This is a genomic window from Paenibacillus sp. J22FR83 (assembly GCF_059691955.1).
In genome coordinates this window covers 130,385-142,893 of sequence record NZ_JCAUAM010000014.1, presented here as the reverse complement: position 1 = coordinate 142,893, position 12,509 = coordinate 130,385, and the positions used below count along the sequence as shown (strand labels likewise).

Genomic DNA, 12,509 nt, shown 5'->3' with positions numbered 1-12,509 from the left:
CTCAATGATCACATTTTCAGTCAATAAATCATTCCGAGACTTGTTGGAGAAAAACCAAGTCGCTAATGCCATTCCAAATAAGCCAGAAGGTGAATGGACTCCTTTAGAGCAAAGTGGTTTAAGTATGGCTATTGAGAATGCGTGGAACGGTAATTTGAAATATGTGAATCGTGGGTTTAATACTGGAGCTTACGGTTATGCCTGTGAACTTAATGATAGTATGGCAAAAGCTAAACGGGAAGTACCACTTATAAGTCGAGATGAGTATGAGAGAGGGCATAAAGGTGTTATTGAACCATCAGTGAGTGAAGATCAAGACTTTGAAGGTCTAGATCTAGATTTCGAGCTAACGAAAGAGATATTTGAACTGGTAGAGGATCTCATTTCTGAGAACTATGCATCCAGTCTAACCGACACATTAAGAAAAGCATTAAAAGGAGATGTAAGAAGCATCAACAAGATAGCAATATGGTCTAAAGAGTACAGCAATCTGAGTAGCGTTATCCTGATTCCTTGGAATAAGCCAGATCACGTTAGCTTCTTGGAGGAGTACGATAGCCTGGGAGCACTTATTGAACTTATTTTAAAACATAAAGAGCTTAAAAAAGCAGTCCTCTCCAGAGGGGTATCAGAAAAAGAACTCGTCGCCGCAGTTTAAGATAATGCTAAGTGATTTATTATGGTGATTAAATAGGAGTTTCTCCATTAAACTAGAAGGAGTTGTTGAACATGATTAAAAAGTTTCTATCAGTATCTGAGGGTATCGTGCTTGAAGTCAATGTGACGGATGAACTTGTCTCCGAGAAATGGCGTAAATGGGAACCGGTGCTCGATGAAGCTGCTAATGATATTGAGATCAAAGCAGAATGGTCAGACAAACAGAAGGCTTTAGGTTTAATGAAAAACCGTAAAAAGCAGTTAATTGAAGGTATTGATTACACTTACTTCGCAGAGTACACTATTTTAGTTCACCGGAAAACAGGTAAGGTCTATTACTTTAATAATGAAACACATGAGATCTCCACTCAGGGGTTTGGTCGACAACTAATACTAAGGAATAAGAAAACTGGTCAGCCGAAAATCGTGTATGACGGTAAAACCTTTATCGTGAAAAGGAAGAGGTTAATGAAAAGTAAGCCAAGATTAGGAGAAAAGCATTATCTTGGTATCGTGTGGGAGGGTAACCTCATTTATCTGAAAGATCATCAATTAATCGCAGCACTGTATATGGACTTTAATATGGCTATTCAATCAGTCGGGAGAGGTAGTAAGTATGTTGTAAATCACCGTAATCTGAACCATTATGATAACCGACCTGAGAATTTGGAGATTATTGTTAGAAAGGAAAACAATCAGCACCAATCTGTAATGTATAGAGTTTTAGATGAGTTTGTACGAGACTTGCTTGGAGACATCAAGGGGTATTGGTTAGAAAGTGAATGTCCGGCAAGTTAAAGGCATAAGAGGACTCTAGTAAATTGGACTTATGGTTAATAGATATTTAGTTAAAGGGGATTTTGTATAGTGTCAAACAAATAGCTAGGGAGGTGCCGAGTATGTGGCAACCTCCCTATAATTATTTTCAAGGGGTTAAGTTCCCACTTTTTCACAAGTTTCAAGCTAGGGTTTTCCCTTAAAAGCTCTTGACCTACAGCTGAGTCTGTCGTTCAGGAGCTTTTTGTTTTCCCCTAAAGTAACCTATGACTTGGATCCACTCGGTAATTCTGGCGGATCGGTTCGCCCTGGCTGTTCCGTTCCTTTTCAGCTCGAGTAGAGGATGATAAGAGGTAAGCTGCTATGTTGGATCCTTTAGTGGGGTAGAGGATACGGCAGTCGGCTGTAAATTTCTGATCTTAAGATAGCCGCGGTGGATGTCTTCCTTATTTACACAGATTAACTGGTTTTTTTTTTTTGAGTCTTAAGTCAGGGTTGTTATTTTTATAACAAAGCGAAGTTCACTTTTATAAATTATTAAAATACGAAGCTTAGTTTTATTAAAAACCGAACTAAATTTTTATAATTATAAAAATGCGAAGCTTGTTTTTATTAAAAACCGAAGATTATTTTTATATTTATAAAAATATGAAGTTCATTTTTATAACAAAGCGAAGTTTACTTTTACAATTATAGAAATACGAAGCTTAGTTTTATTAAAACTAAGTTTTCTTTAATAAGTTATAACAAAGCGATGTTTATTTCATTAAAGATCGAAGTTTACTTTTATAAAATAAGACCTCTAGCTATTTGCTAGGTCATTATATTAAGAAAGACAGAGATAATTTTAAGACATTAGTTTTGTAACCCACTGACTGACGATGTCCCTTTTACAGCTCCCTCATTTCTAAATTCCCCGATTATGTTGATTTTCTTCGGTTTCGGTTCTTCTTGCCTGACTTGTTTAAGTGAACTATGGATATTTTCCAACGGAAGATACTATTATTGCAACTCGAAGTTGTTCGTAACTGAGTCCACCTTAATTATGTTGGTTTAAGCCTACTTGTTTGAACAATCCACTAATTAGCCATAAAAATCATTGAAATTATAGTTTTTCTACGCCCTAACTTCTCCGATCAAGATATTTTTTCCCTCACTCACGCAAATAACACCGATTTATACAGTTGGTAACCAATCAATTTTATAGACTTTGACGTCCTACTTAGGTTTATAACTCTCAGGGGTGTGTTCTCACAAAAATCCCTTGTCACGTCTGGGTTTGGGGCGGTTTTTCAAAAATAATTGGACGCTATAGGCTTGAATGGTTGCTAAGTGCTCCCAAAACCCTCAGTGGGGGTCAGGCTTCAAAAGTAAATGCTAATTTTGTTGTTTTTAGCCGATTTCAATCAAAAAGTAAGCAGTAAAGGCAATGTCACATTGATAAAGAGGGTGGATGTTCAACATGGAAAAAGTCACAGATACGGTTTTGTCGCCAGTTTCAGATGAGTTCCGTTCCTTAGTTAAGGGGTATACAGAATTCAAAGCCAAGTTAGATTCAACATATCTTACCGATGAAGAGCGATCCTTACTTGTGCTTAAGACTGCAATCATCGAAGAAATTAAGTTGAAACTGGAATCAATTAAAAATGGATCAGAAAGAAATGAAGTTCTTTTAGCACTATGTCTTAGTGGGGAAAAATGCTCCAGAAAGTACCAAATATATGGATTCAAGAGCCAAAATGCATTAAGAGCCGCAAGGAATGAACTCCGCACTTTATTGAAAGTCACCATATTCAACAGCGATAAGATTTCAACTTTACTTCAGAGTAATTCAGAGCAAGATGTAGAGGAAGTAGTGCTATGGTTTTTAACAGGTTTAAATGATGTCAGACTGAATCGTTATGTCAATCCGATTAGAGAGGTGTCTCGAAATGGGTAAACCAAATATATGGAAAGAGGTTAATAACCACAGAGAGGTCGTTAACACTCGTATTGGTGGTAACAATTACAGCAATGATCTCGAATTGGAGCATAAACGCTTGGAGGCTCTTGATGAAATATACCGCTATGTAAAGGACTTAAAATGGATCACTCGAAAAGATGCCAAGCTTCGTCTGGAGATATGGTTAAGGAAGTGTAACTCCAGTGCAAGATCTGCAGCAGCTGAAATGACTAATCTTACGGGGAAGGAAACTAGTATCAATAATATTGAACAGTGTGTTAAGGATGCTTCTGATAAAGCCAGATCTATGTTCGGTAAGGCACTTAATAAAATTATGCAAGCCACTGACATATCAACTATCGAGTCTGGAATAGATGAATTTCGTATGGTAACGAAGACTGGCGTTCCTGTTTACCAATTCTTCCTCTCGGGGGTAGAACCTTATTTACCGAAGCCCCAATATAACCCTCGATTAACTTTGGAGAATTGTGAGTATGAAATATCAACAATCGCTATATTTGCTCATCTTGCCGAACGGGTATTAAAGGATAAATGCAATCAAGACAAATTGGCTCATATTCTCTCCTTACTAAGCTCACTCAATGGATCAAAATCCGACCGAGAAGCACTTAAGCTTTACTTTAGTGGAGATTTTAGTAAGTCCGATGATGAAGAGTTTGTAAAACCAAAAGATCAAATTACCTCAATGTTTAATTGGCTCAAAGAGCAGAATCCTTATAACAATTGAAGTGGAGGCGATCCTAATGGCAAACATGTTCCAGGTTCTCAAAGAGTCGGTAGATCACTTGAAGATTAATGGAGTGGTCTGTAAGGATAAAACAAGATTGAAGCTAATTAACGAAAAAATAAAAGCACTTGAAGAGATTATCCAATTTACCAAGAATCATATCCTTGCTTATCGTCAAGCAACTTTTGAAGTAGAAGAGAGGCTCTATTATTACTTGACTGAAGGTGCTTTAAATAGTAATAAGGTAGCTGAATACTTTGGTGTTTCATATAGTAATGTTTCATCAAATGTAAGTTACGCATCAACGGGTCTAAAACTATTATTAGGTGATCAGATCTTCCGTATTAAGGATGCAAGTGATGTAAAAGCTGTTCGGTTAGCATTAGCAGAATTCCGTAACATTTCTAAGCCAGTCGTAAAACCTGTTGATCTTCCATTTAATCCCTTGGAGGGGGTGACTTGGGGCAACCGGAATTCAAGCAGATCATGAAGATTGGAGGAATTCTCAAATGCCAAGAATTCATCGCCTAGCATCATCCCGCCAATACAAAAGTCCTAACCCTGAAACTGGTCGCTACATTGGTATGCCAACACGCACAACTAAAGATAAGTTGTTAGAAATTGCCCTTGCTCCTTATAGAGACGAGGGCTTTTCTCAATTGGTCTATAATGTTAACAGCCGACTTCGTATTTATCACGATGAAGACTTTGCGACTTTTATTGAAAACGTACTGACGACCCAAGGTGAATCCTCTAGCAGCACTTCGTCTGAAACTGCACTAGCAAACAGTGGCTCCATTATATGTTTGGGTTTTGAAGCATTGAAGTCACCTCTCGCTACGGTTCATGAGTTCAAGTATTATCTTGAACCGGATCTTCTCGGTGGAGTAGGTTTTTTCTCCATTAAAGCACCGTATGGTTTGACTGGAGATCATTTGAAAAAATGGCTAGGCAAGGTTGCTCAGTACCACTTGGAATCGCTAAATCCTTGCTTAAGTTTGATGGTTTCCATTGTCCAACCAGACGGTAGCTGGCAGATTGCAATCGGAGACATCTTTGTACCTAAGCATTTTAAGGAAGCCAGTGTAGATTTTGCTATTTTCGATCCTCAAGCCCTCGTCACTTCTTTTATTAATGGAGACAGTTTAAAGGATATACCGCATCATTCCTTTATTGCTTCAGTCCCTTTGATTGGCGATATGAGTTACTACAGGCAGTAAACTCCGTTATTTTGTTGATTTAGTTGGACTTCCTACATAAACCGATGAGGATAGGATCGAGTCCTAAAATTTCGGTGCAGGAAGAGAGGAGGGGCAGCAGGGGCAGCTCAGTTAAGTAAAATTTCCGAGTTATTATTTCGATCCCGATAATTGACTGTAGGTTCGAAGTGGTAAACACGAGTTTTTGAAGGTATGTATAGAGAGTTAGTCCAGTAACAGTATAGTCGAATCCTGTTGATTTGAGCTGACTTAGCGAAATTGGTAATGATCCGCTTGCAGTTAGATCCGATCTTAGTCTATTTCAGAGTGCAGGATCCCCTCTTGGGGTAGACTGCACTCTTTATTTTGCAGTTCAACAGTATTCAAGAGTAATTCGCTAATCAAAATCACTACTCATTAAGGCGGTGCTAGTTAGACCGCCCAATATGTTCGAGAGGATGATTTAGATGATTGGGGTAAAGAAGCTTAAAAAAGGTTTGAAGGTGTTATCTCTTCCAATGATGATTGCCTTGGCTCTGCCGAGATCGGCAATTGCAGCAGCTCCAGTTGAACCGTCTGATAGTAATGCCATTTCAACATCAGCAGAGCAAGAATGGTTCTCTGACCAACTCTATGGAGAAACCTTTTCGATTAATGCCCCTCTTGGTGGTGATATCGAAACAGCTCCAACGATTACAGTATTTGCAGTAGCTCCATTTGCTGTGGCTAGTTCTATTGTCATTTCAACAGCAGAAGATCTGAAAGCCTTCGCTGACCGAGTTAATGGAGGAGACGTTTCAATCAACGCTATTCTCAGTGCGGATATCGATGCGACTGGTCTTAATATCGATCCCATTGGCACCGTTGATAATCCATTCAACGGGACATTTGATGGTGATGGGCATACGCTCAAGAATTTGAGGCTAGTCATTCCCACTAGTAATTACGTAGGCTTATTCGGTAAGACAGGGACTGACTCGATAATTAAGAATCTGAATCTAGACAAGGCTACTATTTCTGGTAACAACTTTACTGCTGTTCTAGTCGGAGATAATTTCGGTGAGGTCGATAATTGCTCTGTAACAGGAAACGTTAATAGCGGTAATGCAAGTTTGAATACTGGTGGACTTGCCGGTAATAATCATGGGAAGATCGCCAATTCCTATGCCAAGGTAACAGTGAAAGGCGGATATCTTCACACTGGTGGACTTGTCGGTCAAAATGGGGGATCGCCATATAAAGAAGCCAAAGTCATTAACTCCAAGGCAGATGGTAAAGTCTCAGGACGGATGCAAGTTGGCAGCTTAATTGGTGTAAACGCATGCTACAGTTCAGTAGTTGATTCGCCAGGAGAAGTTGGTTACACGATGGTTTACTAAAACGTTAGTTCTTTGAGAGTCACCCTTTGAGAGGGGGTTGGCTCTCTTTTTTTTTATTTGTGCACGTTGTAGGACTTCAAATTATTCCAGGAGTATATTGAAGACCTCTATTATATGTAGTAAGGACTTAAACGCTTTCCACCGTTTAAGACCTACCTCCTTTACATACCCCATGCAGTTGTGGAGACTGCATGGGGACTGAACAAATCTTAGTTGATTGTTAAGCGAAAATAGGAGTTAAACAACTATGGCTTGAGTATTTCATCTCTTGTGAGTGCTGATCGTTAATATTTTATTGGTTAGTACCGACCTGAATCGATCACTATAATGACATGTGATAACACCAAGAGATTGTTTTGCAAAAACTTTATAAGTGTAGAAGCGAGTGATCTCGCTTCCCTCCCTTCATTTAACCCACGATGCCATTGTGCAACGTGGGTCTTTTTCATTTACAGCGACATTTCGATAATCAGTGCCTTGTGGGGATTACACCAAAGGATTGATTTTTATCATTCCAGAGATTGCTGAGCAGAAAAGTTACAACAGGTAGATAGCGGCTTAGATAAAAAGAGATCGATCCAAGGGAGATGGTAATGATGAACTTTAATAAAGTGGTGCTAATTTTAATTCCTGTCCTAGAGAATTTAGTTGGAATGTTTGATCGATGGGGTGTCTGGGCAAATGAGCAGCAGGCAAAGCAAAATCAATTGATTGAGAAGGGTGGTAAGTAGCCATGAAGGGATTTTTCAAAGGCTGTATACCTGTGGTGATGGCACTTACAATTGTTGCGTCATCACTGCTACCATCCGTACATGCCGCTGATACTCCAAGCACTACGAACTCAATGATCACCTTCTTCCGTGAAGATCGGACCAGTATAAATGCGGATCGAGTATCAAAAGATGAATTAATGGTCTACGGTGTATTTCTGTCGAACTTCTACGTTCCAGGTAAAACAAAGCTTAAGGATTTGATCGATCCAACTCCAGACTCCGAAGACACTCTCCCTAAGAAGGTCAGTACAAGATTTTTCGGTTCGCCTGACAAGTTTCAACAGGTTATCAATGTAAACAATAAGCTATACTCAGCCATCACAGATGTTTTGAAGACCTCGAAGTCATCCTTTGGCTTGTATGCATCGAAGCCTACGGATAGTTCGATCCCAATGTCAGGTAAAGATCTTTACAACAAGTGGGCAGGGGTTGATGCGGATCTCAAAATTTACGCTAAGGACACTCCTGACAAGATTGCATTGAATCTCGAGGATAAAGCGACTCACGCCGCGATGCAGGTGCTATTCTCATTCTCACCTGAGTGGGCATTGGATAGTGAGAAAGGGGTCAGAGCTCTTTCATCTCTGTATATGGACGGTTTCGGTAATATATGGGGAGCTTACAATAACGTAGCCATTGAAGACTATGTCTTGGTGCTTCCTGCAGCATTAAACCCTGTAGTATTTTCAGGTAGCCCGAATGGGAGTAAATTCCCTGTAGCAAACGTATTTGTTATGGGTGGAGTAGTAAAGATCACTGAGGATTTTCTTGAAAATAAAAGCTTCATGACTCCTTACTACAACATTAAGCAGTTCTTCACTAACGGTTCTTCCACTTCCGTTTCCATGAACCGTAACAACATGCTCGGAATTTACGGAATCCAGTCACCATCGGCTGACACATCTTTCTCAAGCGGTTCTAAGATCAAGGGCGCAATTGGAAACTCAGACACCATAATTGGGAACAGCGATAGGGTCGAATCTAATCCTTATAAAGACGTTACGGAGTTTGTTCAGAAGAGCTCGGGGTCTACGTTTTCTGAAACAAAATCATCTATTTTACTTACTATCGATGCCACCAAGTTCGATGGTGGAAAGAAGTATTTTCAAGAGGAAAAAAGTTTAACTACTGATCAAAAGGATACATTAGCATCTTACTTCTTCGGAGGTAGCGTATTTTCATTAAATGAACTCGCAGACAGTATGTATTACTTTAATCTCACTAACGGCGGTGCGAGTGGTGGAGATGGAGAAGGCGATTGGAAGAAAGATGATAGTCTCATGCTTAAACAAAAGCTTTTCGCTAAGGAAGTAAACGGGGAGTATAACTTTTATTCTGGATCTTATTTTGCTTCTCCCTTTAATCGGTTTATGTTGCAATACAACGATGCGAAAAAATCAGGCGATCAGGGAGCTATTGATTTTTTAGTTAAGTACCTTAAAGACAACACATTAAGTAAAAAGGTTGATCCGAGTTCTAAAGAATTCAAGGCTTTGAAAAACTTTTTTGACTCTGGTGAATTTGGGACAGGAGATCCGATAGTAATTAACGGAGCTTTGAAGTTATTGAAATTTGATAACAACAATTTCGTATATAATCTGCTTCCGTCTGCAGCGTTAGCAACTGAGGAGCATCTGACTAAGTGGTATAAAGGAAATGAAGTAACCCCTTCAAGCTTCGGTTTGACTGATTCTGATAGAACTCTTGGTTACGTCTCATTGGCACTTAGAAGCAGCTCTAGCTTCTGGGGTATCTTTGATTTTTATAAGGGTAATTCGTATAAGCCGTATTTTAAGTTTGATGGGACAGTATTTAACCCAGGTTATGGCGGTGAGATTGTAGGTTACGACGACAAAGGTAAAACAGTCGGTAAAAACGGACAGAACGCAATGTCAACACTGTTTTACAATACAATGACGTACAGGGTTTTCGGTATGAACCACACCTTTGTTGATAAACTGGATAGCGATAAGCTTTATGCAGGAGATAAGTATTCCGGACCATTAGGAGATTATACCGTTAAAACAGCAGTAGTGAATGGTGTAAACAACTATCCAGGCATCTATTGGGGTTATATGACTCAAATGCTTAATATTCATAAAGACGGTGACAAGTGGACGAGTAAGCCTTTCTCCAATCCACTGCTTCCTAACATGACTATAATAACTGAGAGTAGCGGCTTACAACTACCTGAAGTTTTCGGTTCTAAAGGAGTTGTTGCTTCAGAAGAAAAAACCAAAGAACAAAGGTTGGATGACTTAGCAAAGAAGGCTAGTGGAATACTTGCCGATGGACCGAATAAATATCGTGATAATCTTTTTAAGTCAATGCTAAACAGTTTGGTGTTATCATTTCATAAATCAATCGTAGGGTCTTGGGTAGGGAATGCTCTAAGCGTGAGTGCGGGCGGCAATACTTCCTACGCTTCAGTAGTGGGGTATATTAACACGCCATCGTTAAATGAACTTCCTTTTACTAAGTGGATCGTAAGTGAATACTTTAAAAATATTTATAAGATTCTTATGCTTATCGTTTTAGTGCTGATCATCTGCAGGGTTATCTCGAAGATGATAAGTGTAAGAGGTGGACTCATTAGCTTTATGACATTGACATTGATCTTATTGTCACCTCCATTCCTTATTAATGGAGCCGTAAACACATCCAACTATGTAACAGATAAACAATATTCCGACAAATTCAATTTCTGGGCAATGTCTCAACACATGCAATCCCTTTCGGACTTAAGCAATGCAAGGTTACAGGGTGATGATAACGTCATTGTCGCTCAAAACATGGGTGCGGCGAATATTTACAGTACCGACACAGGGGTTCGGGTTAAGTGGATGTCGCCTAAAAAGGACGATATGTTCGATAAGTTGTTTAACAAGAGCAACACGTCACAAGGTTTGCTACAGAACCTGACTATATTCCGTTGGATGTTCAGTTCGTTCCTCAACCAAGAGGAGTATGTTTATAACGATCCATTGGCTCCCTACATTTATAGACCATACATTGCAATTGCCAACGATGCTAAGAGTTCTTATGATTCTCTAAGCAATAGCACAATCGACAAAAACGCTATTGCAGCTAAAGTAAAAGAAGGTCAAAGTAATTTATTAGGGGCTTCAGACTCTAGATTTAAACCGCTAACCAACCCAGAATCACAAGTAAAGTTCTCGCCTGAGAAAAATAATCTAATTAAGTCTGCAGCAGTTTACGCAGCTGCGGGTAAGGAAGATTACAGATATTGGGCTTTGAATAATCCAGACGTTACAAAAGGCATTTTCCGTAGCGATTATTCATCAAATGCAGGTATCACTATAACCGGATCAGATCCTTCTTATAATGCATATTCACTGTCAACGGAGAGCCCTTTTTACTACTTCTACAATGTGTTCAAGCAGCGATATTCAGCGATAAACGGTGGGTTCAGAAATGCTTTGCTTGAGAGTGACATCTTCCGAGTTAAAAGTGATGACTCACAGGTAGATAACAAGATGCGTGACTTCCTTGACCTAGAGGGGTTGTTCACTTACCAGATTCCATATTTACAGCAAGGAAATGATTACGTTATTGGTTGGGTAGATCTGTACGGTAGCACAGTAAGTGGATTTGATTTCAGTGGTGGAGGAGATCCATCAGACGATCCTCAGTTGAATAAGAAGTACAATAGTGAAAAAGCGAAGAAAGAAGATCTGAAAAAAGTATGGAAATTATATAGTCCTTGGGTAAACGAGCTCTATAAATTAGGTGTTACAAACAAAATTGCTTATGCTGAACGTAAAAAAGTAACTGTTGCCGACACCTTAAATCCAGGAGCTTACGATGCCGCTGGTAGACCAATGATCTTTTCCGAAGCCGATATGTCGGCTAAGGGGTATCAAGTTTCCGACTTGTCCGATGTTGAACTTCGTATTCAAGCAACTTTGTTGGCAACCTATAATGATCTACTATACTTGAACAATTACCGAGATTATTATAACGATGTTGTTGGCGACGATGTGTTAATCACTGCTGCAGCAATGACTGCAACTTTTAACTTCAACCGAGAGTTCTCGAACAAACAGTATGCCGTAGGAGACGTTGCCCAGTACCCTCAAGGTTTCGAGTTGAAAAACTTCAATTATGATGCCTTTATGCGGTTAACTTTGCTCAATGCGACAGGTGAACAATTAACGGGTGATCAAGATTTGTATACTCGAGTCCTCAATAATTCCAATTTCATGACAGGGATTTTCCTTTTAGTTGCAGATATTATGGCTACAATATTTATTCCAATGGCGAAGGTAATAATCCTGTTGCTCCTGCTTATTTTGGGGATCGCCGTAGCTATATCTTGTGTTCTATCAGAACCGAAGGAAATTTGGAAAGTAATCTGGAAAAACTTATTGCAACCGTCACTCATGTTTATGTTCGCAAGTATGTGCTTCGCTTATGGGGTATCGCTTTTCATGGGCGAAGGTCTTACGGGTTATGTTGGAGGTAGAAGTGCTAGTCTTGGGGTAAGTGATCCTGCAATCATGTTGGGCTTGATGATATTCGTCGACGCGATTTTTGTGTTTGTTCTCTTTAAAATCGCAATGTCTTTATTCAGATCATTCAAAAGTCACGCAGCATTCGTATGGGATAACGCCAAAAATACCGCTGTTGGAGCATTTACCACTACAATCGGTGGCATTGTAAAGCATACCTCCCAAAGAGTTGGTAGTGTTGGGGAAAGAATCATTAATTCTAATACTGCTCAGAAAGCTATGGGTGGATTAAGAAATGCTTTCTCCAAGGTTGGCGAGTCTGGTAAAGATAAGCCAAATTCAATCAAGGATAAGGAGGCTAGGGATTCATCACCAACTGGCGCTGATAGGAGTAAAGGATTTAAGAATAAGCCTATAACTGGTGCTGAAAACGGTAAAGGATTTAAGAATAATCCTTTAGAAAAGGATTTTGATTTCACGAAATACCTCAATGACATGACATCTGGTAAGCAACCGGATGAAACCAATAAAAATAACGAAGATAAGAAATAACATCTTAATA

Annotated in this window: 9 protein-coding genes; all 9 read left to right on the top strand. The window is 39.4% G+C overall.

The window, feature by feature from the left end:
- Positions 1–4: 4 nt before the first annotated feature.
- A complete protein-coding gene (locus AC58PV_RS24555; RefSeq protein ID WP_497435183.1) occupies positions 5–658 on the top strand; it encodes a hypothetical protein in 654 nt (217 codons plus the stop codon).
- 71 nt (positions 659–729) lie between these two features.
- Positions 730–1,455: an HNH endonuclease family protein gene (locus AC58PV_RS24550; RefSeq protein ID WP_497435182.1), complete on the top strand. Its 726-nt coding sequence runs from the start codon at positions 730–732 to the stop codon at positions 1,453–1,455.
- 1,441 nt (positions 1,456–2,896) lie between these two features.
- Complete coding sequence (locus tag AC58PV_RS24545; protein ID WP_497435181.1) at positions 2,897–3,373, top strand: hypothetical protein; 477 nt, start codon at positions 2,897–2,899, stop codon at positions 3,371–3,373.
- On the top strand, positions 3,366–4,124 hold the full coding sequence (locus AC58PV_RS24540) for a hypothetical protein (RefSeq protein WP_497435179.1): 759 nt from the start codon (positions 3,366–3,368) through the stop codon (positions 4,122–4,124). Before AC58PV_RS24545 ends, AC58PV_RS24540 begins: the two co-directional genes overlap by 8 nt.
- Before the next feature lie 16 nt (positions 4,125–4,140).
- Entirely contained in the window at positions 4,141–4,614 is a 474-nt protein-coding gene (locus AC58PV_RS24535; protein WP_497435178.1) for a hypothetical protein, read from the top strand.
- Between the two features lie 19 nt (positions 4,615–4,633).
- Positions 4,634–5,344: a hypothetical protein gene (locus AC58PV_RS24530; RefSeq protein ID WP_497435176.1), complete on the top strand. Its 711-nt coding sequence runs from the start codon at positions 4,634–4,636 to the stop codon at positions 5,342–5,344.
- 446 nt (positions 5,345–5,790) lie between these two features.
- Positions 5,791–6,702 (top strand): GLUG motif-containing protein, encoded by a 912-nt coding sequence (locus AC58PV_RS24525; RefSeq protein ID WP_497435175.1) that lies wholly within the window; start codon positions 5,791–5,793, stop codon positions 6,700–6,702.
- A gap of 593 nt (positions 6,703–7,295) precedes the next feature.
- Positions 7,296–7,433: a hypothetical protein gene (locus tag AC58PV_RS24520; RefSeq protein WP_497435174.1), complete on the top strand. Its 138-nt coding sequence runs from the start codon at positions 7,296–7,298 to the stop codon at positions 7,431–7,433.
- A 2-nt stretch (positions 7,434–7,435) separates the two neighbouring features.
- Complete coding sequence (locus AC58PV_RS24515; RefSeq protein ID WP_497435172.1) at positions 7,436–12,499, top strand: hypothetical protein; 5,064 nt, start codon at positions 7,436–7,438, stop codon at positions 12,497–12,499.
- The last annotated feature ends 10 nt before the right edge of the window (positions 12,500–12,509 follow it).

Excerpts from the sequence above, each read along its gene's own strand:
- AC58PV_RS24555 (WP_497435183.1), top strand. The coding sequence starts at position 5 with ATGATCACATTTTCAGTCAATAAATCATTCCGAGACTTGTTGGAGAAA.
- AC58PV_RS24550 (WP_497435182.1), top strand. The coding sequence starts at position 730 with ATGATTAAAAAGTTTCTATCAGTATCTGAGGGTATCGTGCTTGAAGTC.
- AC58PV_RS24545 (WP_497435181.1), top strand. The coding sequence starts at position 2,897 with ATGGAAAAAGTCACAGATACGGTTTTGTCGCCAGTTTCAGATGAGTTC.
- AC58PV_RS24540 (WP_497435179.1), top strand. The coding sequence starts at position 3,366 with ATGGGTAAACCAAATATATGGAAAGAGGTTAATAACCACAGAGAGGTC.
- AC58PV_RS24535 (WP_497435178.1), top strand. The coding sequence starts at position 4,141 with ATGGCAAACATGTTCCAGGTTCTCAAAGAGTCGGTAGATCACTTGAAG.
- AC58PV_RS24530 (WP_497435176.1), top strand. The coding sequence starts at position 4,634 with ATGCCAAGAATTCATCGCCTAGCATCATCCCGCCAATACAAAAGTCCT.
- AC58PV_RS24525 (WP_497435175.1), top strand. The coding sequence starts at position 5,791 with ATGATTGGGGTAAAGAAGCTTAAAAAAGGTTTGAAGGTGTTATCTCTT.
- AC58PV_RS24520 (WP_497435174.1), top strand. The coding sequence starts at position 7,296 with ATGATGAACTTTAATAAAGTGGTGCTAATTTTAATTCCTGTCCTAGAG.
- AC58PV_RS24515 (WP_497435172.1), top strand. The coding sequence starts at position 7,436 with ATGAAGGGATTTTTCAAAGGCTGTATACCTGTGGTGATGGCACTTACA.